Annotated in this window: 25 protein-coding genes; 12 read left to right on the top strand and 13 right to left on the bottom strand. The window is 70.7% G+C overall.

The features are described 5' to 3' along the window. Window positions 1-2: 2 nt before the first annotated feature. The 3 genes from PU630_RS16710 to PU630_RS16700 are packed head-to-tail and all read right to left on the bottom strand — an operon-like array spanning window position 3 to window position 2,279. The gene (locus PU630_RS16710; protein ID WP_275278187.1) at window positions 3-1,055 is read right to left on the bottom strand and encodes an NAD-dependent epimerase/dehydratase family protein; all 1,053 of its coding nucleotides are present in this window, start codon (window positions 1,053-1,055) and stop codon (window positions 3-5) included. 3 nt (window positions 1,056-1,058) lie between these two features. Beyond that, window positions 1,059-1,472: a cupin domain-containing protein gene (locus tag PU630_RS16705; protein ID WP_275278186.1), complete on the bottom strand. Its 414-nt coding sequence runs from the start codon at window positions 1,470-1,472 to the stop codon at window positions 1,059-1,061. A gap of 18 nt (window positions 1,473-1,490) precedes the next feature. Next, a complete protein-coding gene (locus PU630_RS16700; RefSeq protein WP_275278185.1) occupies window positions 1,491-2,279 on the bottom strand; it encodes a MerR family transcriptional regulator in 789 nt (262 codons plus the stop codon). Window positions 2,280-2,327: 48 nt separating this feature from the next. Between PU630_RS16700 and PU630_RS16695 the strand changes: the two genes are divergently transcribed. Beyond that, on the top strand, window positions 2,328-2,813 hold the full coding sequence (locus tag PU630_RS16695) for a DUF6194 family protein (RefSeq protein WP_275278184.1): 486 nt from the start codon (window positions 2,328-2,330) through the stop codon (window positions 2,811-2,813). A 10-nt stretch (window positions 2,814-2,823) separates the two neighbouring features. Continuing rightward, window positions 2,824-4,071: an alpha/beta fold hydrolase gene (locus PU630_RS16690; protein WP_275278183.1), complete on the top strand. Its 1,248-nt coding sequence runs from the start codon at window positions 2,824-2,826 to the stop codon at window positions 4,069-4,071. 14 nt (window positions 4,072-4,085) lie between these two features. Here the strand turns inward: PU630_RS16690 and PU630_RS16685 are convergent, their stop codons facing one another. The 3 genes from PU630_RS16685 to PU630_RS16675 form a co-directional block, all read right to left on the bottom strand. Beyond that, window positions 4,086-5,255, bottom strand: a complete 1,170-nt coding sequence (locus tag PU630_RS16685; protein WP_275278182.1) for a MalY/PatB family protein — start codon at window positions 5,253-5,255, stop codon at window positions 4,086-4,088. Between the two features lie 363 nt (window positions 5,256-5,618). Beyond that, entirely contained in the window at window positions 5,619-6,641 is a 1,023-nt protein-coding gene (locus tag PU630_RS16680) for a zinc-dependent alcohol dehydrogenase family protein (RefSeq protein WP_275278181.1), read from the bottom strand. An 11-nt stretch (window positions 6,642-6,652) separates the two neighbouring features. Further along, window positions 6,653-7,267: an NAD-dependent epimerase/dehydratase family protein gene (locus tag PU630_RS16675; RefSeq protein WP_275278180.1), complete on the bottom strand. Its 615-nt coding sequence runs from the start codon at window positions 7,265-7,267 to the stop codon at window positions 6,653-6,655. Window positions 7,268-7,505: 238 nt separating this feature from the next. On the opposite strand from PU630_RS16675, the gene PU630_RS16670 reads away from it, so the two are divergent. The 3 genes from PU630_RS16670 (at window position 7,506) to PU630_RS16660 (ending at window position 9,822) form a co-directional block, all read left to right on the top strand. Continuing rightward, a complete protein-coding gene (locus PU630_RS16670; protein WP_275278179.1) occupies window positions 7,506-8,669 on the top strand; it encodes a trans-sulfuration enzyme family protein in 1,164 nt (387 codons plus the stop codon). A 98-nt stretch (window positions 8,670-8,767) separates the two neighbouring features. Further along, on the top strand, window positions 8,768-9,418 hold the full coding sequence (locus tag PU630_RS16665) for an acyl-CoA synthetase (RefSeq protein WP_275278178.1): 651 nt from the start codon (window positions 8,768-8,770) through the stop codon (window positions 9,416-9,418). Continuing rightward, window positions 9,415-9,822 (top strand): amino acid transporter, encoded by a 408-nt coding sequence (locus PU630_RS16660; RefSeq protein ID WP_275278177.1) that lies wholly within the window; start codon window positions 9,415-9,417, stop codon window positions 9,820-9,822. Before PU630_RS16665 ends, PU630_RS16660 begins: the two co-directional genes overlap by 4 nt. Before the next feature lie 65 nt (window positions 9,823-9,887). Here PU630_RS16660 and purB read toward each other — a convergent pair whose 3' ends face one another. Next, the gene (purB, locus tag PU630_RS16655) at window positions 9,888-11,264 is read right to left on the bottom strand and encodes an adenylosuccinate lyase (RefSeq protein ID WP_275278176.1); all 1,377 of its coding nucleotides are present in this window, start codon (window positions 11,262-11,264) and stop codon (window positions 9,888-9,890) included. 29 nt (window positions 11,265-11,293) lie between these two features. Then, window positions 11,294-11,800 (bottom strand): low molecular weight protein-tyrosine-phosphatase, encoded by a 507-nt coding sequence (locus PU630_RS16650; RefSeq protein ID WP_275278175.1) that lies wholly within the window; start codon window positions 11,798-11,800, stop codon window positions 11,294-11,296. Between the two features lie 12 nt (window positions 11,801-11,812). Between PU630_RS16650 and PU630_RS16645 the strand changes: the two genes are divergently transcribed. Together PU630_RS16645 and PU630_RS16640 are read left to right on the top strand one after the other, a co-directional pair. After that, window positions 11,813-12,202, top strand: a complete 390-nt coding sequence (locus tag PU630_RS16645; protein ID WP_275278174.1) for a hypothetical protein — start codon at window positions 11,813-11,815, stop codon at window positions 12,200-12,202. Next, entirely contained in the window at window positions 12,199-13,656 is a 1,458-nt protein-coding gene (locus tag PU630_RS16640; protein ID WP_275278173.1) for a hypothetical protein, read from the top strand. Before PU630_RS16645 ends, PU630_RS16640 begins: the two co-directional genes overlap by 4 nt. Before the next feature lie 112 nt (window positions 13,657-13,768). Here the strand turns inward: PU630_RS16640 and PU630_RS16635 are convergent, their stop codons facing one another. The 4 genes from PU630_RS16635 to PU630_RS16620 form a co-directional block, all read right to left on the bottom strand. Next, window positions 13,769-14,398 (bottom strand): DUF4166 domain-containing protein, encoded by a 630-nt coding sequence (locus tag PU630_RS16635; RefSeq protein WP_275278172.1) that lies wholly within the window; start codon window positions 14,396-14,398, stop codon window positions 13,769-13,771. Continuing rightward, on the bottom strand, window positions 14,395-15,087 hold the full coding sequence (locus PU630_RS16630) for a DUF4166 domain-containing protein (RefSeq protein WP_275278171.1): 693 nt from the start codon (window positions 15,085-15,087) through the stop codon (window positions 14,395-14,397). Before PU630_RS16630 ends, PU630_RS16635 begins: the two co-directional genes overlap by 4 nt. After that, entirely contained in the window at window positions 15,080-15,700 is a 621-nt protein-coding gene (locus PU630_RS16625) for an SRPBCC family protein (RefSeq protein WP_275278170.1), read from the bottom strand. Before PU630_RS16625 ends, PU630_RS16630 begins: the two co-directional genes overlap by 8 nt. A gap of 123 nt (window positions 15,701-15,823) precedes the next feature. Then, entirely contained in the window at window positions 15,824-16,498 is a 675-nt protein-coding gene (locus tag PU630_RS16620; RefSeq protein WP_275278169.1) for a helix-turn-helix transcriptional regulator, read from the bottom strand. Between the two features lie 111 nt (window positions 16,499-16,609). Between PU630_RS16620 and PU630_RS16615 the strand changes: the two genes are divergently transcribed. Genes PU630_RS16615 through PU630_RS16595 form a run of 5 tightly spaced genes read left to right on the top strand, consistent with a single transcriptional unit; the run spans window position 16,610 to window position 21,445 of the window. Then, window positions 16,610-17,581: a sugar kinase gene (locus PU630_RS16615; RefSeq protein WP_275278168.1), complete on the top strand. Its 972-nt coding sequence runs from the start codon at window positions 16,610-16,612 to the stop codon at window positions 17,579-17,581. A gap of 10 nt (window positions 17,582-17,591) precedes the next feature. Next, window positions 17,592-18,194, top strand: coding sequence for a bifunctional 4-hydroxy-2-oxoglutarate aldolase/2-dehydro-3-deoxy-phosphogluconate aldolase (locus PU630_RS16610; RefSeq protein ID WP_275278167.1), 603 nt, complete (start codon window positions 17,592-17,594; stop codon window positions 18,192-18,194). After that, the gene (locus tag PU630_RS16605; protein WP_275278166.1) at window positions 18,194-19,444 is read left to right on the top strand and encodes an alanine racemase; all 1,251 of its coding nucleotides are present in this window, start codon (window positions 18,194-18,196) and stop codon (window positions 19,442-19,444) included. The genes PU630_RS16610 and PU630_RS16605 overlap by 1 nt, the downstream gene beginning before the upstream one ends. Further along, window positions 19,444-21,030 carry an N-acyl-D-amino-acid deacylase family protein gene (locus PU630_RS16600; RefSeq protein ID WP_275278165.1) on the top strand — a complete coding sequence of 529 codons (1,587 nt, stop codon included), beginning with the start codon at window positions 19,444-19,446 and terminating at the stop codon, window positions 21,028-21,030. The genes PU630_RS16605 and PU630_RS16600 overlap by 1 nt, the downstream gene beginning before the upstream one ends. 34 nt (window positions 21,031-21,064) lie before the next feature. Then, on the top strand, window positions 21,065-21,445 hold the full coding sequence (locus tag PU630_RS16595) for a RidA family protein (protein ID WP_275278164.1): 381 nt from the start codon (window positions 21,065-21,067) through the stop codon (window positions 21,443-21,445). Window positions 21,446-21,937: 492 nt separating this feature from the next. Here the strand turns inward: PU630_RS16595 and PU630_RS16590 are convergent, their stop codons facing one another. After that, window positions 21,938-23,221, bottom strand: coding sequence for a xylulokinase (locus PU630_RS16590; protein ID WP_275278163.1), 1,284 nt, complete (start codon window positions 23,219-23,221; stop codon window positions 21,938-21,940). Window positions 23,222-23,348 lie beyond the last annotated feature (127 nt).

Here is a 23,348-nt window from a genome sequence, read left to right as displayed (position 1 = left end):
GGTCAGCGCCGAGGAGACGGTGCGGGAGGGGTGGATGCCGTGGCCAGGGCCGCGTCGTCGAGCGCGTAGTCGAAGCGGTCCGTGAAGAACGGGTCGGCGTCGAGCGCGGCCGCGCCGGCCGGCGACAGCGCAAGCAGTTCGTGCACGGTCTCGGCCACGGTCTCGGCGTATGTGCCGACCGGCAGATAGCCGATTGCGGCGGCGGCGGATGTGTCGAGGAAGAACGGTGGCCAGGTGTCCCACGGATTGCGGCCCCAGGCATCCGGTACCCCGTCGTCGAGTCCCACGACCTCGAGCGGACGGCCGGCTGCCGCCGCGATGGCCGTCACGATATCGGCGGTGGTGGGGGTGTCGGGGTCGGCCGCGTTGAGAATGCGCCTCGCCGGGCGGTCGGCGCACGCGCGCACGAGGCGCGCGAGGTTCGCCGCCGCCGTCGGATGGTTGCCCGTGAGTCCACCATGCGCGACCGGCAGGCGTGTGCGGCCGTCGCGCAGGCGGCGCACGACGAACCACTCGCGCGGGCGGGCCGAGCCCGATCCGTGGATGCGCGACGGGCGCAGGATCGAGACGGGGCAGGATGCCGCCCGCAGCGTCTCCTCCATCGCGACCTTGTTCGTGCCGTAGCCGAGTCGCGATTGGTACTCGCCGGAGAAATCCGGTTCGAGCGTCGCCGCCGTCTCGCGCACCGGCCCGCCGAAGTCGGGCGGAACGTCGCTGTTCGAGTGGCGCCCCTGGGCGTCGACGTAGACGGCCTTGCTCGACAGAGCGACCACCGAGCCGACGTCGCCGGCCCGGTCGACGAGAAGCTGGGCGTGGGCGGCGGTGTACGCGACGCAATCCACGACGAGGTCGGCACCGTGCGCGAGCACAGCGTCGAGGTCGCCCGCATCGTCACGGTCCGAGCGCACGAACCGCACGCCGAGCTCCGCCAGCTCGGCGGGGAAGTGCGCCGGGTCACGGCCCGTACCGGTGACCCGCCACCCCGCACCGACGAGCTCGCGCGCGATCGCGCGCCCCGTCATGCCGCTGACGCCGAGGACGACCGCTCTTGCCATGGCCTACTTCGCCCAGGGGGCGGGGCGCTCACGGTCGAGCTGCCCGTCGTGGCCGACGTTCTCGAGCGTGTCGCCGCCGGCGCGGACGCACAGCCACCGCAGGTCTTCGGGACTGTCGGGCAGCGCGCGCAGGATGCGCATGACACCCTGCCCGACGCGCACGACGGTGCCCGCCTTGACGTCGACGACGTCGTCGTCAAGGCCCATCTGCCCGAGTCCGTCGAGGAAGATGTAGACCTCCTCGAGCCGGTCGTGCGAGTGCCAGAACGGCGACTGCTCGCCGGGAGCGGTCGTGTTGGCCGAGACGCCGACGAACTGCGTCGGGATCAGCTTGTCGACGAACTGCTTGCCGGGTCGATCGTCCGCCGAACGCCAGGTGTCGAGTCCGCCCAGTTCCACCACGTCGTAAGTGCTCATCCCCCGACACTATCGTCGCTACGACAGCGCAGCCCTGTCACTCTCGGCGCCGTCGGTCAGGCGGTCGTCGACGATCGCATCGTTCTCATACGAGATGAGATCGGCGATGGCAGTGCCGGCGCGCAGGAGCGCTTCGGAGCGGATGGCGATGGCGTGAAGTCGATCCTGGAGGGCGTGGCGGGCGTCGTCTGCGCTGACCGAGTGGACGGACGTGAGGATGGCTTGCACGGCGGGGATGCGGTACCCACCCGCGCGGAGGGCCGTGACGATCCTCGCATCGCGAACGGCAGCGACCGGATAGCTCCGCGCACCGCTGCGCGTCGGTCGGTCCGGCGTGATGAGCCCTTGCGTCTCCCAGAACCGGAGTGTGGACGAGCGCACGCCGAGGGCGGCAGCGAGTTCGGTGATGCTCATCGCGTCGGCGCTCGATGGGGCGGCGGAGGTGCGATCTTCTTCGACGATGCTCTCGAGCGCGTGAAGGGCGGCGAGCGAGTCGTTCCGAGCCCGAGCCAGCTCAACATGGAGGGCGACGAGGCGGGCGATCGCTTCGTCATAGGGGAGCCGGCGGGCTTCACCCATCACGGCGCGGGCGTTGACCGGGTTGACGGCGACGGCGAGCTGTCGGTAGGCGCGCAGCGCCGCGAGATGCACGGCGCCGAAGGAGCGGTAGCCGTTGGGCCGGCGGACTGCGGGAGGAATGACACCGAGACGTTCAAGGTCACGGACCTGTTGCAGGGAATAGCCTGACGCCGCCGCCAGCCGGCTGGTCGTGTAGCCGTCTCGCCCGGTCTCCGATGCGCCCTCCACCTCGCCAACCCTCCATAAGCACTTCAAGCTCACACTGGAACCATGAGTATGGAACAGATTCTGTCAGAATTCCGAAGCTACACCGGTGTGCTCGAGCTTGCGCCGGCGCCGGGAAGCGAGCACCCCGAGATTTCATGGGGCGACCACTTCTTCTACTACGCGCCCGACGGTGAAGTGCCGAGTAACCGTCAGCCCTACGCCACGATCGTGACCAAGGACTATCCGGGCGACGTGGACTCTCACCTTGACGAACCCGGCCGTTGGCGATTGAACATTCACGTCGGATCGGCGATCTTCACCGAACTGATCGGCTGCCCACCGGACGGGATCGGCGAGCTCCGCGTGGACTACAGCGCCGAGGACGTGTTCACCCCACACCCGCTGTATGGCGCCTATGGCTGGGTGTGCATCGTGAACCCCGGCATGGCAACGCTCGAGCGCGTCGTGGACGTGCTCCACCGAGCCCATCTCGCTGACCAGCGACGCGTCGAGCGCAGGCAGGGCGCCGAAGCACGCCGCGCAAGGCCCGAATAGACTCGTCGGCATGTCCGTGTCCACCCGCCGCATGCAGGATCTCACTGTCGAAGACCACACCATCACCGTGCCGCTGGTATGGGGCGACGACGCCGACAGCCGCACGATCGAGGTGTACGCCGCGGTCGTCGCGCGCGAGGGTGGCGAGAACCTGCCGTACCTGGTGTTCTTGCAGGGCGGGCCCGGTAGCGAGGCTCCGCGCCCGTACCATTCGCCGGCCGCTCCTTCGTGGTTGGATGCTGCGCTCGAGCACTACCGCGTCGTGATGATCGACCAGCGGGGCACCGGGCGCTCGACGCCCATCGGCGACGCCGACCTCGCCCGCGGCACCGACGAGCTCGCTGAATACATCACGCACCTGCGCGCCGACGGCATCGTGCGCGACTGCGAGGCGATGCGCGAGCACCTGGGGGCCGCGACCTGGAGCGTGCTGGGCCAGTCGTTCGGCGGGTTCACGACGCTCTCGTACCTGTCGACCGACGCGTCGTCGCTGCGCGAAGTGTTCTTCACCGGCGGGCTCTCGGCCATCGGCCGCACGCCTGACGACGTCTACGCGCTCACTTACGACAAGCTGCGCGGGGGTTCGGAGCGCTATTACCGGCGCTTTCCGCATCACCGCGACACCGTGCGACGACTGGCCGACCTGACCGACGCCGGCACGATCGTCCTGCCCGATGGCGAGGTCGTCGCCACCTCGCGGCTCCGTTCACTCGGGATGCTGCTGGGCAGCAACGACGGGTGGCAGACGCTCCACCACCTGCTCGAAGAAGAGCCGCACACCAACGCCTTCCGGCACGATCTGGCGTCGGCGCTGCCCTACGGCACCCGCAACCCGCTGTACTTCGTGTTCCACGAGTCGAGCTACGCCGACGGATACCCCACCCGCTGGGCGGCCGACCGGGTCGAGCCCGACGACTTCCGCGATGACGTCACGCTGCTGACCGGTGAGCATGTGCGTCGCGAGTGGCTCGACACGGTGCCGGGGTTCCGCCCGTGGAAGGACGTCACGCTCGCCCTGGCCGAGTACGAGTGGCCGCGCGTGTACGACGCCGACGCGCTGCGCGAGTCGGGGGCACGCGGCGCCGCTGCGGTGTACGTCAACGACCTGTACGTGCCGCTCGAGTATTCGCTCGAGACGCTCGAGCTGCTGCCGGGGGTGACGCCCTGGATCACCAGCGAGCACGAGCACTCCGGGCTGCGCCAGGGCGACGTGCTGCCGCATCTGCTCGACCTCGCGCACGGCCGGCGCGTGCGCTGAGGGGCCGGTCGCAGCTACCGCGCGGCCAGCGCCGCGCCCATCCGCTCCACGGCCGTGCGCAGCAGGGGCCGCGGCATCGCCAGGTTGAAGCGCACCGAGCCTGCACCGGCGTCGCCGCACAGTGCACCGTCGGTGCCGGCGACCTTCGCGTGCTCGAGGAAGAACTCCGTCGGATGGTCGCCCAGCCCGAGCGCTCGGCAGTCGAGCCAGGCGAGATAGGTGCCCTCGGGCGGCAGGTAGCGCACACCGGGGAGGTGCTCGGCGACGAGCTCGCTCATCAGCGCCCGGTTGCCGTCGAGGTATGCGACGACGTCAGCGAGCCAGCCGCGCCCGTCGGTGTACGCGGCGGTGTTGGCGATCAGCCCGGGGTTGCTGGCGCCGTGCTCGGCGGTCATGGATCGACGGCTGTCGGCCCAGGCCGCGGCATCCCGATCATTCGACAGGATCAGCTGCGCGCACTTCAGGCCCGGGAGGTTCCAGGCTTTCGAGGCGGAGGTCGTGGTGACGGTGTGGGATGCCGCGGCCGCCGACACCGACGCGTACGGCACATGCTGCGACGTCGGATAGACCAGCGGCGAGTGGATCTCGTCGGAGAACACGCGGGCGCCGTGCCGCTCGACGACCTCGGCGACGGCGAGCATCTCGTCGCGCGTGTAGACCTTGCCGATCGGATTGTGCGGGTTGCACATGATGAGCAGCCCGCCACCGTTCGTTAACGCGCAATCGATGCCGTCGAGGTCGAGGTGCCAGCCGTCGTCGTCGCGCAGCATCGGCACCTGGATGACCTCGCGCCCGTGGACGGCGGGGATCGTGAGGAACGGCATGTACGCGGGTGTCGGCAGCACGATGGCGCTTCCCGGCGCGGTGAACAGCTCGATGACGGCCGACAGTCCCGAGAGCACATCGGCGAGAGGCCGCACGCGCTCGACGGGCACGTCCCATCCGTATGCGTCGCGCTGCCAGTCGGCGCACGCCTGCGTCATGGCCTCGACCAGCCCGCTCGGTGGATACCCGAACAGGCCGCCGTCGACCCACTCGTGCAGAGCGCCGAGCACAGCGGGGGACGTGCCGAAGTCCATCTCGGCGACGAACGCGCCGATCGCGTCGGGGTGGGCCGACCACTTCATGCCGCCGATGCGGCGCAGCTCGTCTTCGGTGATGTCGTCGAAGGGGGAAGAACTCATCCCTCCATCATCGTCTGATCGGGATGCCGCGGGCACCCGCCGCTCGGGAGTGCACGCGTTCGGGTGGCGTCGCACCTCGGACTCGGAGCGCGACACGTTCTCTTTCGGTACTGAACTTCCGGCTCACACAGGAGGTGGAGCCCGCCCTCGCGCTGTGTGAACGGGAAGTTCACTGCGATTTTCGAACCGCTGGGGGCTGCGGCCTTCTTCTACTGCCGCGTCCGCCAGACTGCGCTCCTCCGGCTGGGCTGCGGCGTCCACCCGGCCGCCGTGCTCCCGCTGCTGCGGCGTCCGCGAGGCTGCGTGTTCCGCCGGGCTGGCGGCTCCCGCTGCTGGGGCGTCCGCGGCCGCGGCATCCACCCGCTACGGCATCAGCAGGGTCTTGATCGCGCGCCGCTCGTCCATGGCGCGGTAGCCCTCGGCGACCTCTGACAGCGGCAGCGTCAGGTCGAAGACGAGCCCGGGGTCGATCTCGCGGTGCCAGATGCGGTCGATGAGGTCGGGCAGGTCGCGGCGGACGGGCGCCGGTCCGCCGAACAGGTGCACCTCGCTGGAGAAGAGCAGATCGCCCGGTAGCGACACCCCGTGCGAGACGCCGACGAAGCCCACATGCCCGCCGGGGCGCGTCGATCGGATCGCCTGCAGCATCGACTCCTGCGTGCCGACGGCTTCGATGACGCTGTGCGCCCCGAGGCCGTTCGTCAGGTCCTTGATGCGTGCGACGCCCTCGTCACCGCGCTCGGTCACGATGTCGGTGGCGCCGAAACGCTGCGCGAGCTGCTGCCGGTCGGCATGCCGGCTCATCGCGACGATGCGCTCGGCGCCGCGCGCCTTCGCCGCAAGAACCCCGAGCAGCCCGACCGCGCCGTCGCCGACCACGACCACGGTCTTGCCCGGCTCGACGGCGGCCGCCTCGGCCGCGAACCAGCCGGTGCCCAGCACATCAGACGCGGCCAGCAGCGACGGGATAAGCTCGGCGTCGGGTTCGCCCGGTGTGGCCACGAGCGTGCCGTCGGCCCACGGAACGCGCAGTCGCTCGGCTTGGGCCCCCAGCATCCCCATCGGCACGACGTTCACGCAGCGCGACGGATAGCCGGCCCGGCAGATCTCACACGTGCCGTCGGAGGCCATGAACGAGCCGATGACGAAGTCGCCGGGCGCCAGCGTCTGCACGTCCGCGCCGATCTCCTCGACGATGCCGACGTACTCGTGCCCCATGTGCAGCGGGCGTTTGATCGGGTTCAGGCCGCGGTACGTCCACAGGTCGGACCCGCAGACGCACGTCGCGACCATGCGGATCACCGCGTCGGTCGGCTGCTCGATCGTCGGGTCGGGGCGCTCTTCGTAGCGCACATCGCCCGGTGCGTGGATGACCGCTCCGTACATCTCGTCCTCTTTCAGTCGGTGGATGCCGCGAGGCGGCGCGTGCCCTCGTCGGTGAGCTCGAGCACACCGGCGGGCTCGGTCAGGGCGTCGACGGTCTGTTCGGCGGCGCGGTCGATCTGGATGCGTGGCTCGGCCGGGACCGTGTCGGGATGGTAGGTGCCCTCGCCGTAGAACTGTCCGTAGCGCAGCACGACGCCACGGGCGGCCAGTACCGATCGCTCGAGCTCGGCGACCGAGTCGTGTCCGGGGCCGGCGGGCATCGGCCATGCCACGCTCTGCGCGAGCACGCGCTGCGTTGCGGCGGCACGGGCCGCGGCGAGTAGATTGTGCGTGCCCTCGATGCGGATGCGGGCGTGCCTCTCGCGGAACTCCTCGATCTGCGCGGCGTCGTCGGGAAGATCCGTCAGCTCGTGGAGCATGACATCGGGTTGGAACTCGGCGACCGCACGCGTCAGCGCAGCCGCGTCGTACACATCGCACACGACCGGGCTTGCACCGAGCTCTTCGATGACCGCGGCGTTCTCGCGGGTGCGGGTGAGGCCCGCGACCTCATGACCGGCGACCCGAAGAAGCGGCACCAGTCGCCGCCCGATCACGCCGGACGCCCCGGCGAGGAAGATGCGCATGCCTCGATGGTAGGCCGGTGTGTCCGCGCATGCGCACCCGCAGATTCCGCGAGATCACGCCTGTGCACAGTTCTGCGCGGAAAAAGCGTGCACGACCGTGTTCTCGGGGTGGGGGCGAGGGCGCGGACGGCTGGGGGTGCGGAGCGAGGCGGGGCCGGGCAGGCGGGCCGGGATGCCGGGTGTCATGGTGTGACGAGGGCGGCGGGCCGCGGCATCCACCCCTCGATATCGTGGGGGCATGAGCGAGCCCGACCTCCACCCCGACACCGTGGCCGTGCACGCGGGGCGCGAGGGGCTCGCTGAGCTCGGCGTGCACGCGCTGCCAATCGACCTGTCGTCGACCAATCCACTGCCCGACATCGAGCGCGGCGGCGACTCGTACGAGGCGCTCACCGGCGGCCGTCGCCCGCCCGAAGGCGGCAGCAACGTCTACGGCCGCCTCTGGAATCCCACGGTCGCCCGCTTCGAGCAGGCGCTCGCCGCACTCGAAGGCGCGGACGAGGCTGTCGCGTTCGCGTCGGGCATGGCCGCGGTCACCGCCGCGGTGCTCGCGCTGTGCGCGGCGACCGACAATCGGCACGTCCTCGGCGTGCGACCGCTGTACGGCGGCACCGACTCGCTGCTGGCGGGGGAGCTGCTGGGCGTCGAGCACACGTTCTGCGGAATGGATGCCGTGGCCGACGAGATCCGGCCCGATACGGGTCTGGTCATCATGGAGACCCCGGCCAACCCCACCCTCGACCTCGTCGACATCGCGGCGGTCGTCGCGCAGGCAGGCGACGTTCCGGTGCTCGTCGACAACACGTTCGCAACTCCCGTGCTGCAGAATCCGCTCGCGCACGGCGCGCGGCTCGCCCTCCACAGCGCGACCAAGTACATCGGCGGGCACGGTGACGTGATCGCCGGGGCCATCGCGTGCGACGCCGAGACGGCCATCGCACTGCGCAAGGTGCGCACGGCGACCGGGTCTGTGCTGCATCCGCTCGCGGGGTACCTCCTGCACCGCGGCCTTGCCACGCTGCCGGTGCGCATGCGCGCCCAGCAGGAGAACGCCCGCGTCGTGGCGGCGTTCTTGCGGCGGCATCCCGCTGTCTCGCACGTGTACTACCCCGATGACGACACCACCGGCATCCTCGGCACGCAGCTGCGCGGGCCGGGCGCCATGGTCTCGATCGGCCTGCGCGGCGGATACGACGCGGCCGAGCGGTTCACCTCGCGTCTGCGGATCTTCACGCACGCGGTGTCGCTGGGCGGAGTGGATTCGCTCGTGCAGCATCCCGCTGCCATCAGCCACCGGCATGTCGCCCCCGAGGCGCGCCCGGGTGCTGACATCGTGCGGCTGTCGATCGGCCTCGAAGACGCCGGCGACCTCGTCGCCGATCTCGAGCACGCGCTCGGGTGATCGCACCTGAAGCATCGCTGAATCCCGGCCGCGCCGCACGACTTAGACTGGAGGCGTCCGTCTCGCGCTCTGCGAGCCCCTTCCCTCGAGGATCCGCCGTGTCATCTGCCTCCGCCGCGCGCCGCCCGTTCGAGGTGCGCCACCTGCAGATAGCGCGTGCCATCGTGGCCGCGATCGCCGCCGCGATGATCACGTTCTCGACCGACCACTCCGCCGCGCTCGGTCTGTCGGTGTTCAGTGGGTTCGCGATCCTCAGCGCGTTCATCATGATCGCCGCCGCATGGATCGTTTACCCGTCCGGACGCCGCGGCCGCATTGTGCTGCTGGGCGCTATCGACCTCGTCGCCGGCATGGTCGCGGGAGTCGCGACGCTGCGCACCGACACGACGTTCTTCGTGCTGATCGCCGTCTGGGCGGTGCTCATCGGCCTGGTCGAGGGCATCATCGGGCTGCGCGATCGGCGTGCCGACGCGGCATCCACCCGTTCCGAAGCGCGCGACGCGATCTTCATCGGCGCTCTCGGTATCGTGCTCGCGATCGCGTTGCTGTGCGTGCCGGCCGGCTACGCGCTGAACTACACGATCGCCGAGGCGCACAAGTCTTTCACCCTCACCGGCATCACCATCGGCGTCGGGATCTTCGGCGCATACGCCGCGATCGTCGCCGTGTACCTGGGGATCGCCGGCTTCTCTCCCCGAAAGGACGCGGTTGCGGCCGTGTCCGATGAGCAATCCGGAGGTGCCGCGTGAGCGACCAGCGCCCCACCCGTCGTGACCTGATGAAGCCCGCGCAGCTGATCGGGCTCGCCGTCATCGCCGCGCTGTTCGCGGGTGTCGTCACCCTTGTGTCGATGGGTTTCTTCCAGAAGCGTTACCCCGGCGAGGCGGGCCACGCGCTCGTCGTGGGCGGCATCGTCGCGGGCATCACGTTCATCGTCACGGTGGTCGTCATATCGCTGCTGCTGCTCGCCGTGCAGCCCGAGCAGATCGCGCACCCGGTCGACAAGCCCGTGCTCATCGCGCGGGATCAGGCCGTCGAGCATGAGACTGCGGCGCGGGATGCCGCGGGCCGGGATGCCGCGGGCCGGGATGCTGGGGCGAAGCCGGTCGACGGCGAGGCTAAGAGCGAGGACGGGTCTCAGCCCGGTCGCTGACCCCGGTCGCCGAGCGTGCGCGGTGGCGCCGGTCGCCGCTCAACGACCCAAAGCCGCGCCGAAACCTAGCCCCGCGCGAGCTGCTCGGCGACGCCCGTGTAGCTCGCGGGCGTGAGCGCGAGCAGGCGCTGCTTCGCGGCATCCGAGATATCCAAGCCCTGCACGAACTCCGCGAGCTGCTCCGCCCCGACGCGGTGCCCGCGGGTGAGATCTTTCAGCAGCGCGTACGGGTCGGTGATCGACGAGTTGCCGGCTGCGATCTCGCCGCGCACCACGGTTTGGATCGCCTCGGCCAGCACCTCCCAATTCGCGTCGAGATCGGCCAGCAGCACGTCGCGCGAGAGCGAGATGGTGTCGAGCCCGCGCAGCAGGTTGTCGAGTGCGAGCAGCGAGTGCCCGAACGCCACGCCGATGTTGCGCTGCGTCGTCGAATCGGTGAGGTCGCGCTGCATGCGCGAGGTCACGAGCGTCGCGGCGAGCGTCGCGAACAGCCCGCCCGAGATCTCGAGGTTCGCCTCGGCGTTCTCGAAGCGGATCGGGTTGATCTTGTGCGGCATCGTCGACGAGCCCGTCGCCCCCGCCACCGGGATCTGCGCGAAGAATCCGAGCGAGATGTACGTCCAGGCATCCGTCGCCAGGTTGTGCAGGATGCCGCCGGCATGCCGCGCGCGGTCGTACAGCTCGACCTGCCAGTCGTGCGATTCGATCTGGGTGGTCAGGGGATTGAACCCGATGCCGAGCCCCTCGATGAAGCCCTTCGACAGCGCCTGCCAGTCGACGGACGGCTCGGCCGCCAGGTGCGCCGACCAGGTGCCGGTCGCGCCGGAGAACTTTGCGAGGTACTCGCCGTCCTCGATCTGCGCGACGACGCGCTCGAGGCGCCACGCGAACACGGCCAGCTCTTTGCCCATGGTCGAGGGCGTGGCCGGCTGCCCGTGCGTGCGCGAGAGCATCGGGGCATCGGCGTGCTCGACCGCGAGGCCGCGCAGTCGGGCGACGACCTCGCGCAGCTTCGGCAGCCAGACGCCGGTGACGGCGCGCTGCACGGTCAGGGCGTACGAGGCCGAGTTGATGTCTTCACTGGTGCAGGCGAAGTGCGTGAGCTCGGCGACCGCGTCGAGTCCGAGAGCCGACAGGCGGTCGCGCACAACGTACTCGACGGCCTTCACATCGTGGCGCGTGACCGCCTCCTTCGCGGCGAGCCAGTCGATCTCGTCCTGGCCGAAGTCCTCGTAGAGTGCGCGCAGGCGCTGCTTGTCGGCATCCGCCAGCGGCGTCGTGCCGAACAGCGAACGGTCGGTGAGCGTGATCAGCCACTCGACCTCGACCTCGACGCGGGCGCGGTTCAGCCCCGCTTCCGACAGGTGCTCGGCAAGGCCGGCGACGGCGTCGCGGTAACGGCCGTCGAGGGGGCTCAGGGGCTGAGGGGGCAGAGTGGTCACGGGTCTCCCGTCCGGCCGGCGCGCCACGCTCAATCGGTGGCACGGATCGCGGGTTCGAGTTGCCGGAAGAGCGCCCGGCACGCACTCTCGATCATACCGAGCACGTCGTCGAACATCTCGGGAGCCGCATAGTAGGGGTCGGGCACATCGAGCCCCCCGTGCGCGTTCGGATCGAACGAGAGCAGGAGCGCTATCTTCGCCTCGTCCTCCTCGTCGCGCGCCCACTCGCGCAGCACACGCTCATGGCCGGTGTCGAGCGCGACGACGAGGTCGTTGTCATCGAAGTCGCGGTATGAGAACTGGCGCGCGCGGTGGGTGGACGCGTCGAAGTCGTGCCGTTGCAGCGCCGCCAGGGTGCGCCGGTCGGCGCGTTCACCCACGTGCCAGTCGCCGGTGCCCGCGCTCGATGACACCACACGGTCGCCGAGCCCGACGGAGTCGGCGAACCAGCGGAACACCACCTCGGCCATCGGCGAACGGCAGATGTTCCCGGTGCAGACGAACACCACCCGGAACGGTGCGGAACCACTGGTCATGTTTCCATTCTGGTGAGTCGGGATGCCGCAGCCGGCATTTCGCACCGGTTCCTCCCCATCGCGGGCATCGGCGCGAGTTGTCCACAGATCTGGGAGCGGCCGGTTCGGGATGCCGCGGCCGCTGTCAGTCTCGAAGGCATGGACCCCGTGCTGACGACGTTGGATGCCGCGCTGGCGGCGCTCTGGGATGTGGTCGAGGCGATGCCGGCGATGCGTGCCGAAGGCGTCGCGATCGCCGATGCGACGGCGTGGGAATGCGACACGATGCGCCGGTTCCGAAGGCGCCTCGACGCGTGGGACGACACGATGGCGCAGTTGGCGGCGCGGGTCGCCGATGAGCATGAGAGTCTGCGTGTCGCGCGGGCGGGGCGCGCGGCATCCCTCGCCGGAGTCGGGGGATGAGCGATGACATCGACATCCGCGATGGTGGGGTGGTGGCCGTCGACACGCAGACGCTGCACGCGGCCGCCGCCCGATGTCGGGTGCTGTCGACCCGCGTGAGCGACGTGCGCGACACGCTGGGCGAGGCAGGGCGCCGGATGGATGCGCTGGGCGCTGCCGGCGGCCCGGTGCGGACCACGGCGTATGAGATCGCGCAGTCGGCGTGGATCGCCGACGAGCAGCTCGACGATCTCGACGCCATCGCGACCGATCTGCAGGCGGCCGCTGAGACCTACGAGGTGATCGAGCTGCGCGCCCGCGCCGGGATGCGCGCCGGCCCCGGGCAGGTCGCGGGAGCGGCGGCGATGTTGCTGGCGTTCGGGGCGCAGCATCCCGAGGCCGTGCACGCAGCCGACAAGGCCTCGGCCGTACGCGATCGCGAGGTGGGAGCCGAACTGACCGACAGCGACAACCTCGGCATTCCCACGGCTGCGGCGATGGCCACGGTGGTGTCGCCGCTGGCGGCGCTCGCGCTGATGGGGGTTGCAGGTGCCTTGCCAGAAGCCGCGCAGGGCGCGCAGGCGCTGATCCGGCTGCTGCACGCCGGCACCATCGCGCCGGGCTCGCGGCTGGTGCCCGGTGGCGCCGCGGCACGCGTGCGCCGGACGGCGGCGTCGAGTGGGGTGACGGCACCCGACGACCTCGCCGGCGCGCTGGGGCGTATTCCGCAGGACGACGCACGCGTGCGCATCGAGACGTACGTCATGCCCGACGGCACCGACCGGTACGCCGTGTATCTCGCGGGAACGCGCGACTTCTCGCCGCTCGGCGACGGGAGCGACCCGTGGGATATGGCCTCGAACCTGCAGATGTACTTCGGGCAGGATTCGGCGGCGTACGAGGCCGTGCGGGCGGCGATGGACGATGCGGGGGTTCCCGCCGGCGCGCGGGTCTACCTGTTCGGACACTCTCAAGGCGGGCTGATCGCCGACTGGCTCACGGTGCAGGGCGGGTACGAGGTTCCGCTGCTGGTGACGGCCGGCTCGCCGACCGAGGCGGCCGTCGGCGACGAGACGCTCAGCGTGCAGCTGCGGCACACCGACGACCTCGTGCAGAGTCTGGCCGGCGGCGGATCCGACGCACGCGTCGGCGGCGAGGGCAGCATGGTCGTCGAGCGGGCGGGCACGCCGGGCGCACAGCTGGGCGACCTCACCGATGCCGCGCATCACCTGACCGCCTACGTCGCGACCGCGAAGATGGTGGATGCCGCGGCCGACCCTCGTGCGACCCGCATGCGTTCGGTGCTCGGCGAGCTGCGCGGCGCGACTTCGGTCACAGCGGTCGAATACGACGCGACGCGGGTCACGCCGCCGGCGCCCTCGAAGAGCCAGGGCGCGAGGCGCGCGGCGCCGGCGCCGCGCCCGCAACCAGGGCCCGTGCCTGCGCCGTCGCCGGGACCAGCGGCGCGCGGGTGACGGCGCGCTCCGCCAGGAGTGTCGTCACGCTGACGACGGCAACGCCTCGACGATGTCGACGACCGCCAGCCCGAGGTGCGCGGCGACATTCTTCATCGTGCTGTCGTGGTCGCTACGGCTCCCGCCGCCAGAGGAACGAGCCGCGGTACACCAGCACCGTGCCCAGCAACGGGTTCACCGCGCGGGCGGCGACGGTCTGCCGGCCCGTGCTCTCGTCGAAGCCGTCGATCACCTCAACCCGCACGGCGAGGAGACGCGGCGCCGGGATGCGCAGCCCGCCGAGGCGCAGCCACGCGCGCTCGGAATGCAGGCGCAGGTGCCCTTCTGCGGTTACCGAGACGCGCAGCAGAAGCTCCACGCGGCGCGCGTCGCCGAGCACATTGATCAGCGTGCCGGGCTCATCGCCTACCCGCAGCAGATCGACGAACTCCTGGTCGCCCGACGGGAAGTGCACGGTGCGCGTCGCACGCAACTCGGTCACGCCGCCGGCGGTCTCGACGAGGCGGTTCTCGACGCGGAACGGCACGTCGCGCCCGTGCGCGGTCATGAGCAGACGTGGTCCGACGAAGGGCCGCATCAGCAGCCCGAGCCGGCCGAACCGGCTGCCGACGACCTCGAACACGCCTTCACCGATGACACGGTCTGTGGGCCCGGCCGCGTAGTCGCGGCACTCGGGGCACAGGCGTGATGCGTCGGGGCCGAGCGCCGCGAAGAACACCGACCGTCCGGCAGGGGTGGTCATTCCCGTCGCTCCTCGCGGTAGGGCTTCAGCGAGACCGGCATGGCTGCGGCATCCGGGAACTCGCAGGTGAACTCCCCGCGGTAGCCGAACAGCAGGCCCACGATCCGATTGCGCACCGCGAGATCGATCACGTAGGACCCGCGCTCGTCGTCGTAGTGCTCGGTGAGATGGGCACGGCCGCTGAACAGCAGCGGGAACCGGAACGCGATCGGCCCTTCGTAGAACCGTTGCTCGCCCGAGATCAGGCGCAGGCCGCCGCGTTCGGTCACCGACAGGTCGAGATCGACAGGCAGATGCTGGTGGGTGCCGAGGTAGTCGACCACGCAGCCACGGCGCTCGCTGTAGATCATGGTGGCGTCGAAGCGCCGCCGCCGCCCCGGCCCCACGTGCATCGTGCGGATGAAGGTGACCGTCTCGCGGCCGAAGTCGTCGATGTACGGGTAGTTGTCGATGCGGAACGGCACCTCCGACCCCGATTCCGGGAACAGGATGTTGCGGGTTGCGCCCAGCAGCAGAAAGGGTCGCGCCCACCACGGACTGCGCCGGATCTCATGCATCACGCCGGTGCCGACGCACGCCCGCCCGTTCGCGACGCTCACGCCGAAGCGCTTCTGCATCATGGGGTGCAGCTTGTCGAAGTCGGCACCGATGCCGCGCGCGAACACGCCGGGGCTCTGCCCGTCAGTCATGGTTCTCGATTCGCGCCAGGGTCTCCGGGGCTTCGCCCATCACGTGCCGCGTCGAACGTCCCGCGGGCGCCGACAGGCAGTTGCGGGCCCGCGCCCGCGGCCCGCCGAACCTCCACCACCGGATGCGCTCGGGCTCGGTTGCGCCTTCGGCCCACAGGCGCAGCCGGTCGAAACTCCACGCGGTCATGCGCCAGACGATGCGCCGGATGATGAGCCGGTCGAGCACGCGCCCGATCGCCCCGTACCCGGGTTCGTAGTCGTACCCGGTGATGAAGCGCACGCCCTCCGGGTGCGGCACATAGCGCCAGTAGCCGCGGCCCTGGCCGAGCGGCGAGAGTCGGTCGTCCGTGTCGAACAGTAACGCCGAGGTGCGCGCGCCGCCCGCCTGCGCCTTCTCGCCGAGCGACACACCGGTGCCGCGGATGGTGTGGATGCCGAGGTCGAGCTCGTACCGAAACGTCTGGGCCCCGTCATCCCGCAGTCCCGTCGGGATGATCGCCGAGAACCGGGCGTCCCAGCGCGGGTGTTGATCGGTGTTCTGGGTGAGCTCCCAGACCCGCTCCATGGGGGCCCGGATGAGGATCTCGACGTACAGCGGTCGGCGTTCCCCCATGCGATTCACAGTAGCGAAGGACGAGTGGATGCCGCGGCCCGCGCCCGTCGCGATCGGGCCCGTCGCACCCCTTCCCGTTGCGCTCACCAGTTGATGTTCCTGAGTCATCAACTGGTGAGGGGCTCACACCCCTGCGCGGCGCGCCTCATCGAGATAGGCATATGCGGTGACTCGCGAGATCCCCAGCCGCACAGCGATGGTCTCCACCGACTTGCGCATCTGCGTCGCACCACTGGCATCGAGCCGTTGCAGCACGCCGATCTTGTCGTCGCGGCTCATCTGTGCGACCGGGCGGCCGACGTCGGCGATGGCCTCGCCGATCATCGCGTCCATGACAGAGACGAGGTCGCGCCCGATGTGCTCGTCGGGTGGGGTGGGCGTCTCGGGCTCGGGAGTGGGCAGCAGGGCATCCAGCAGTGTGCGCGCCTGCTGCATCGCCGACAGATCGAGGTTGATGCACAGCGACGCCACGATGTCGCCGCCCCCGTTACGGAAGTACACGCTCGAGCAGCGCAGCTCGCGGCCGTCGGCGGTGAAGCCCCGGTATCCGAACGCGTCGTGGTCGTCGTGGCGGTTCTTCACGACGTTCAGGCCGAGGCTCGTCGACGGCCCGCCCACCGCGCGGCCGGTCACGTGCCCGTTCTCGATGGCCATGATCGTGTGCCGCAGGTCGACGTCGGCGCCGTCGAGGTTGTGCAGCACGACCTCGCAGGACGGTCCGCCCGCCGCCGCGATCGCGTGCATCACGGGGCGGTAGGCCGCGAGCACCTCGTCGGCGCTCTCATAGGTCGCGGTCACGGCCTCTCCTCACTCATGCATACGAAATGTCTCGCTGATAGACATTATGTTCATTCTGCGTTACTTTGGCCAGGTCGAGTCCGCGACACGCATCGAACACGAGGAACACCCATGACCCGCGCGGTCACCCACTCCGCAGCATCCACCCCCCGGTTGATCACCCTGGGCGAATCCATGGTGATGCTCACGCCCGCGCATGCTGAGCACCTGGCGACCGCCGACTCGCTCCGGCTGCACGTCGGCGGAGCCGAATCGAACGTCGCCATCCACGCGACGGCGCTCGGCGTCGACAGCGCGTGGGTGAGCGCGGTCGGCGCCGACGTGCTCGGCGACCGGGTCCGCGACGCCGTCGCGCGGCATGGGGTCGACGTGCGCTGGGTGCGGACGGTGCCGGATGCCCCGACCGGCGTCTACTTCAAGGATCCCGGCCGCGGCGTGCTCTACTATCGCCGCGGCTCGGCCGCCTCGCAGATGGGAGCCGAAGCGCTCGCCGGCGTGCCGCTCGAGCAGGCTGTGGTCGTACATGTGTCGGGCATCACTCCCGCCCTCTCGCCGACGTGCGCGGTGCTCGTCGACACCGTCATCGATCGGGTCGCCGCAAGCCCGGCGCTGCTGAGTTTCGACGTCAATCACCGTGCCGCGCTGTGGGCGTCAGGCCGAGCCGCACCCGCGCTGCAGGCACTCGCGCGCCGCGCCGACCTCGTGTTCGTCGGGCTCGACGAGGCGCACGCCGTGTGGGGCTGCGAGACGCCCGACGATGTGCGTCGTCTGCTTCCTGAGCCGGCGCGGCTCGTCGTGAAGGACGGCGACGTCGGCGCGACCGAGTATGCGCGGGCTGCCGCCGCCCCGACCACAGATCGCGAGGCCGCCGCACCTGGCGAACCGGTAGACGTCGTCACTTTCGTGCCGGCGACCACGACCGAGGTCGTCGAGCCGGTCGGCGCGGGCGATGCATTCGCCGCCGGGTATCTGGCCGCCCTCATCGCCGACGCCGACGCCACCGGGCGGCTGGCCGCCGGGCACGCCCGCGCCTGCCTCGTCCTCCGGTCGTCGAGCGACCTCGTCGACGAACCCCTCTCCTGAAAGGCCCATGATGACCGACAACTCCGCATTCCACGAGATCTTCGGAGACGTGCGCCTCATGGCGATCCTGCGCGGCATGGGCGTCGAGCGCAGCCTCGCCGTCGCGACCACGGCGTGGGATCTCGGCATCACCGCCGTCGAGGTGACCGTGCAGACCTCCGCCGACGTCGAGTCGCTCCGCGTCGTGGCCGAGGCCGCGGCATCCCGCGGCCTGCAGGTCGGCGCGGGCACGGTCGTCACCACCGAGCAGGTGCGGCAGGCGAAAGACGCCGGCGCCGCCTTCACCGTGAGCCCCGGTTTCGACGTCGACGTCGTGCGCGCTTCACACGAGGCGGGCCTGCCGGCGTTGCCCGGCGTCGCCACACCGACAGAGGTGCAGCGTGCGCTCGCCGAAGGGCTGACGTGGCTCAAGGCGTTCCCCGCGTCGCTACTGGGGACCGGGTGGTTCGGCGCCATGCGCGGCCCGTTCCCGCAGGCCACGTTCGTGGCGACCGGCGGCATGGATGCGGCATCCGCCCCCGCCTTCTTGAACGCAGGCGTGCAGGTCGTCGCCGTCGGCTCGGCCCTCGAAGACCCCGCGCAGCTGCCCGCACTCGCGCAGCTGGTGTCGTGATGACCGCGCCGATGGCCCAACCCGTGGACGCCGTGCTCACAGCCCGCGACAAGGGCGTCCCCGAGCGCGCGATGGGCATGACGATCGCGGAGTTTCTGGCGACACAGCCGCGGCTCGACGAGTTCTGGACGCCGCTCATCGTGCTCGACGACGCGGCGATGCGCCACAACGTCGAGACCATGGCGAGTTGGTGCGCCCAGCGTGGCCTTGCGATCATGCCGCACGGCAAGACGACGATGGCGCCCGCGCTGTGGCAGCGGCAAATCGACGCCGGGGCTCTCGGCATCACCCTGGCGACCATTGGACAGGTGCGCACCGCGCGCAGCTTCGGTGCGGCATCCCTCCAGCTCGCCAACGCCGCCGTCGACGAACGCTCGCTGCGCTGGCTCGCCAGCGAGCTGGCCGACCCGGACTTCCGGTTCGTCAGCTGGGTCGACTCGGTCGAGACCGTCGAGGCGATGGCACACGGCCTGCGCGGCGCCTCGCGCCCGGTAGACGTGCTCGTCGAGCTGGGCGCCGACGGCGGACGCACCGGTGCCCGCACGATCGAGGCGGCCGTCGCCGTCGCCGAGCGCGTCGCCGCGACCCCCGCGCTGCGCTTGGCGGGCGTCGCGGGGTACGAGGGAAGCCTCGCTCACGAGAGGACGGATGCCGCGCTGAACGCCGTGCGCACCTACTTGCAGCAGCAGGTCGAGCTGCACGAGCGCATCCGGCACCTGTACGGACCGGGCGACGTGTACCTGACCGCCGGCGGCAGCGCCTACTTCGACGTGGTAGCCGAGGTGTACGCAGACGTGACCGGCGCACACCGCGTGCTGCGCTCGGGCGCGTACGTCGTGCACGACGACGGCTTCTACCGGCAGATCTCGCCGTTCGACGAGGGGCGCGCATCCGACGACGCCCCGCGCTTCCGCACCGCGATGCGCGGCGTCGCGCGCGTGGTCTCGCATCCCGAGTCTGGGCTGGCGCTGCTCGACGGCGGCAAGCGCGACTTCCCGTACGACGAGGGGCTGCCGATTCCGCGGGCCGCGGCATCCGACCTCGGGGCGCCATGGCGCCTCCTCGACGACGCGACCATCTCGGCGATGAACGACCAGCACAGCTACCTGCGCGCCGACGTTCCGGTGGGCGCCGTCGTCGCGCTCGGGCTGTCGCATCCGTGCACCGCATTCGACAAGTGGCGCGTGCTGCCGGTCGTCGATGACGGGGAGTCGGGCCGGGTCATCGACCTCGTGCGGACGTACTTCTGATGGGCAATGGCCGGGTGCTGCTGCGGGGCGGCCGGGTGGTCGACGCGACCGGCGAGCGGCGCGCCGACGTCCTCGCCGACCGCGGAGTCATCGCCGCGGTCGGCGACGCCGTCTGCGGGCCGGCCGACGGTGTCATCGACTGCACCGGCCGTCTCGTCATGCCCGGCTTCGTGGACACGCACGCGCACCTGGACGGCCGCATCTTCGACGACGACGTGCAGCGGGCACTGCTGCGACAGGGCGTGACCTCCGTCGTCTGTGGGCAAGACGGCGTCTCGTACGCGCCCGGCGACGGGGCCTACGCGAGCGAGTACTTCGCGGCGATCAACGGTCCGCACCCCTCGTACGCGGGCGGAGGCACGGCCGAGCTGCTCGCGGCCGTCGACGGCGCGACGCGGCTCAACGCCGCGTATCTGGTGCCGGCCGGCACGGTGCGGTTCGAGGTCTGCGGACGCGCACAAGGGCCGGCCGACGACGCGCAGCGTGCGGCCATGGGCGCACTCGTCGAAGGCGAGCTGAGCGCCGGCGCCGTGGGGCTCTCGACGGGGCTCGACTACGTGCCCGGGATCTTCCAGAACGCAGACGAGATAGCAGCGCTGTGTGCGCCGGTGGCGAGCGCCGGTGGCGTCTACGTGAGCCACATGCGCGGCGGATACGAAGCCAACGCCGCCGCGGGCATCGACGAGATCGCGCAGATCGCGCGGCGCGCGCAGTCGGCCACGGGCACCGCCCTGAAGGTGCACGTCTCGCACTTCCATGCCGATGCCGACATCGTTCTTGCGCAGCTCGCCGGGCTTGCGGCATCCCATATCGACGCGACTTTCGACGCGTACCCGTACATCCGCGGGTGCAGCCTGCTTGGCATGCCCCTGCTGCCGTATGAGCTGTCGGTGCGGCCGGTCGACGAGGTCGTGGCCGTGCTCGGCGACCCGGCCGAGCGAGAGCGGCTGCGGCGCGACTGGTTTCCGCAGGTCGATCGGCATGCGAGCCTCGGGCCGGACTGGCCCCACATGATCACGCTCGCGCACCTCGCGGCGCCCGAGCTCGCCTGTGCGCACGGACTGACGATCGCGCAGGCGGCCGAGCACGCCGGCGTCGATGCGATCGACTTCGCGCTCGACGCGTTGCGCCGCTGTCGGCTGCAGGCGAACATGGTCATGGCCGTGCAGAACGCGCGACCGAACAGCGAGCTGGCGCGGATCTTCGCGCATCCCGCGCACCTCGGCGGCTCCGACGGCATCTTCATCGGCGCGCACCCGCATCCGCGTGCGCGGGGCACTTTTGCCAGGTATCTGCGCGAGTATGTGCGCGAGATCGGCACGTGGACGTGGGTGGATGCTGCGCAGCACCTCTCCACCGGGGCCGTGACCCGATTCGGGCTGGGGCGCCGTGGCCTGATCGAGCCCGGGGCCGTCGGCGATCTCGTCGTCGTGGATCCTCGCGCGATCGCCGACCGCGCGACCTACGACGAGCCGATGCGGGAGGCCGTCGGTATCGACGATGTGCTCGTCGCGGGCGTGCCGGTGCTCGCGGGCGGCGAGCTGACCGAGGTGCTGTCGGGCCGCGGGCTGCGGCGCGCACTGTGAAAATCTCCATCCATCCACGAGAAGGGAACACCCCATGACCAAGACCGCCGTCCGCACTGCGAACGCACCCCAGCCGGCTGGACCCTACAGCCAGGGCATCGTCGCGAACGGATTCTTCTACACCGCCGGGTTCGGCCCCCAGGACCCTGCTACGGGTGCCGTTGCCGATTCGGTCGCCGAGCAGACCCGCCAGGTGCTGCGCAACGTGGGCGCCGTGCTCGCCGAGCAGGGTCTCACCCTCGACGACTGCGTGAAGACGACCGTGCACCTGGCCGACCTCGCCGACTTCGCGGAGTTCAACGAGGCCTACAAGGAGTTCTTCGCCGAGCCCTACCCGGTACGCACGACCGTCGGCTCGCAGTTGGCGAACATCCTCGTCGAGATCGACGTGGTCGCCGCGCTCCCGGCGGCGTAGCGGCCGGGCTGTCCGTCCGCGGTGCTTCTGGGTCTCCGCCCGCGGCGTCGCCGGCTCTTCGCCGGCGTGTGGGGTGGATGCCGCGGCCTGCGATGGGGGTGCCGACGCACTCTCCAACCGCATTGAACCTCCGGTTCACACAGCGTGTGTGCGCCGGGTATGTCCCTCCGGTTCACACAGCGCGGGCCCGCCCGGTATGCCGCTCGCGGCCCTCACCAGTTGATGTTCCTGAGTCATCAACTGGTGAGCAAACCGCGCGCACGCGTTCGCGGACCACTCCGTTGCCGTTGAACACCAAACCGTCCCGTGCACATCGAACCGGCGCAGGTGTGATGTGCACGGGACGAATTCATATGAATCTGGCCCCGCTGCTTCAGATGAATCTGGCCCCGCTGCGGCACGGCCGACCTGTGTGAACCGGAAGTTCAATGCCGATTCAGAAGGTGTGCTGCCGCAGCGCCGTATCGGCGGTGGCGGCGCGCAGGCGCGACCTCACGCCGCGAGCACCCCGGCCGCCTGGCGCGCCGCGCCGAGCGCCACATACTCCGCCGGCGCGGGCACGGAGACCGGCACCCCGAGCACCTCGGGCGCGATGCGCTGCACGGCCTCGGACTGCGCGCCCCCGCCGACCAGCAGGGCGCGTCGCACCTCGACCCCGAGGTCGCGAAGCGTCTGCATCCCGTAGGCGAGGCCACCCAGCATCCCCTCGACTGCGGCGCGGGCGACGTTCTCGCGGGTCGTCGACGCGAGCGTCATGCCGCTCAGAGTTGCCGTCGCGTCGGGAAGGTTCGGCGTCCGCTCGCCCTCGAAGTACGGCTCGAGGTGCAATCCGCCTGCGCCCGGCGATGCGGCCAGCGCCAGGGCGCTGAGCCCGGCATGATCGACGCCCAGCACGCGCCGGATCGCCTCGAGCACGCGCGACGCGTTGATCGTGGCGACCAGGGGAAGCCAGTTTCCGTCGGCCGAGGCGAACCCGGCGACGGTTCCGCTCGGGTCGATCACGCGCTCGGTGCTCACTGCGAACACGGTGCCGCTCGTACCGATCGACACGACGGCGTCGCCCGGTCCCGCGCCCACGCCCAGCGCGGCACCCGCGTTGTCGCCGGCGCCCGGCGCGACGCGGCGGCCCCCCGCATCCTGCACCCATTCCTCGTGCTCAAGCACGCGTGGCAGCACGGCGTCGTGGCCGAGGGCGGCGACCAGCAGCGCGCGGTCGTAGCCGTCGGGGCCCCAGTATCCGGTGCCCGACGCGTCGGAGCGGTCGGTGACCAGTTCGCCGAAGTCGGGGTTCTCGGGACCGAAGCCGCGCAGCCGCCAGGTCAGCCAGTCGTGCGGGAGCGCGACGGCCGCGACGCGCGCGGCGTTCTCGGGCTCGTTGTCGCGCAACCAGCGCAGCTTCGTGATCGTGAACGACGCGACCGGCACAAGGCCCGTGCGCGCGGCGAGCTCGTCGGAGCCGAACTCGCGGACGAGGTCGGATGCCGCGCCCGCCGATCGGGTGTCGTTCCACAGCAGCGCGGGCCGGATGGCTTCGCCGGCCTCATCGAGCACGACCATGCCGTGCTGCTGGCCGCCGATCGCCCAGGCCTCGACGTCGTCGAGCCCGCCGGCCTCGGTGATCGCGGCCTGCAGAGCATCCCACCAAGCGGCGGGGTCGACCTCGGTGCCGTCGGGATGCGTACCGCGCCCCTGCCGCACGACTTCGCCGGTCGCGGCATCCATCACCACGACCTTGCACGACTGCGTCGACGAGTCGACTCCTGCGACCAGCGCCATGTCTTGTCCTCTCCCCGTAGGGGTCTTGCCTCGGTGAGAGTGCAGCTGGTGGACGAGGGAGCGGGTGCTTCCCTACTCCTCGTCCACCAGGTGCACTCTCACGGTCGAGGGGCGGCGGAGTGCGGCG

It is taken from the genome of Microbacterium horticulturae (genome assembly GCF_029094505.1).
Classification (GTDB): Bacteria; Actinomycetota; Actinomycetes; order Actinomycetales; family Microbacteriaceae; genus Microbacterium; species Microbacterium horticulturae.
The sequence above is the reverse complement of the archived record's forward strand: the minus strand, read 5'-3'. Positions and strand labels throughout refer to the sequence as shown.

Coding starts and splice junctions, on each gene's coding strand:
- PU630_RS16610 (WP_275278167.1), top strand. CDS start 17,592: ATGACCGACAACTCCGCATTCCACGAGATCTTCGGAGACGTGCGCCTC.
- PU630_RS16600 (WP_275278165.1), top strand. CDS start 19,444: ATGGGCAATGGCCGGGTGCTGCTGCGGGGCGGCCGGGTGGTCGACGCG.
- PU630_RS16605 (WP_275278166.1), top strand. CDS start 18,194: ATGACCGCGCCGATGGCCCAACCCGTGGACGCCGTGCTCACAGCCCGC.
- PU630_RS16590 (WP_275278163.1), bottom strand. CDS start 23,221: ATGGCGCTGGTCGCAGGAGTCGACTCGTCGACGCAGTCGTGCAAGGTC.
- PU630_RS16675 (WP_275278180.1), bottom strand. CDS start 7,267: ATGCGCATCTTCCTCGCCGGGGCGTCCGGCGTGATCGGGCGGCGACTG.
- PU630_RS16640 (WP_275278173.1), top strand. CDS start 12,199: ATGAGCGATGACATCGACATCCGCGATGGTGGGGTGGTGGCCGTCGAC.
- PU630_RS16705 (WP_275278186.1), bottom strand. CDS start 1,472: ATGAGCACTTACGACGTGGTGGAACTGGGCGGACTCGACACCTGGCGT.
- PU630_RS16630 (WP_275278171.1), bottom strand. CDS start 15,087: ATGACTGACGGGCAGAGCCCCGGCGTGTTCGCGCGCGGCATCGGTGCC.
- PU630_RS16595 (WP_275278164.1), top strand. CDS start 21,065: ATGACCAAGACCGCCGTCCGCACTGCGAACGCACCCCAGCCGGCTGGA.
- PU630_RS16635 (WP_275278172.1), bottom strand. CDS start 14,398: ATGACCACCCCTGCCGGACGGTCGGTGTTCTTCGCGGCGCTCGGCCCC.
- PU630_RS16690 (WP_275278183.1), top strand. CDS start 2,824: ATGTCCGTGTCCACCCGCCGCATGCAGGATCTCACTGTCGAAGACCAC.
- PU630_RS16710 (WP_275278187.1), bottom strand. CDS start 1,055: ATGGCAAGAGCGGTCGTCCTCGGCGTCAGCGGCATGACGGGGCGCGCG.
- PU630_RS16695 (WP_275278184.1), top strand. CDS start 2,328: ATGGAACAGATTCTGTCAGAATTCCGAAGCTACACCGGTGTGCTCGAG.
- PU630_RS16680 (WP_275278181.1), bottom strand. CDS start 6,641: ATGTACGGAGCGGTCATCCACGCACCGGGCGATGTGCGCTACGAAGAG.
- PU630_RS16650 (WP_275278175.1), bottom strand. CDS start 11,800: ATGACCAGTGGTTCCGCACCGTTCCGGGTGGTGTTCGTCTGCACCGGG.
- PU630_RS16615 (WP_275278168.1), top strand. CDS start 16,610: ATGACCCGCGCGGTCACCCACTCCGCAGCATCCACCCCCCGGTTGATC.
- PU630_RS16625 (WP_275278170.1), bottom strand. CDS start 15,700: ATGGGGGAACGCCGACCGCTGTACGTCGAGATCCTCATCCGGGCCCCC.
- PU630_RS16670 (WP_275278179.1), top strand. CDS start 7,506: ATGAGCGAGCCCGACCTCCACCCCGACACCGTGGCCGTGCACGCGGGG.
- PU630_RS16685 (WP_275278182.1), bottom strand. CDS start 5,255: ATGAGTTCTTCCCCCTTCGACGACATCACCGAAGACGAGCTGCGCCGC.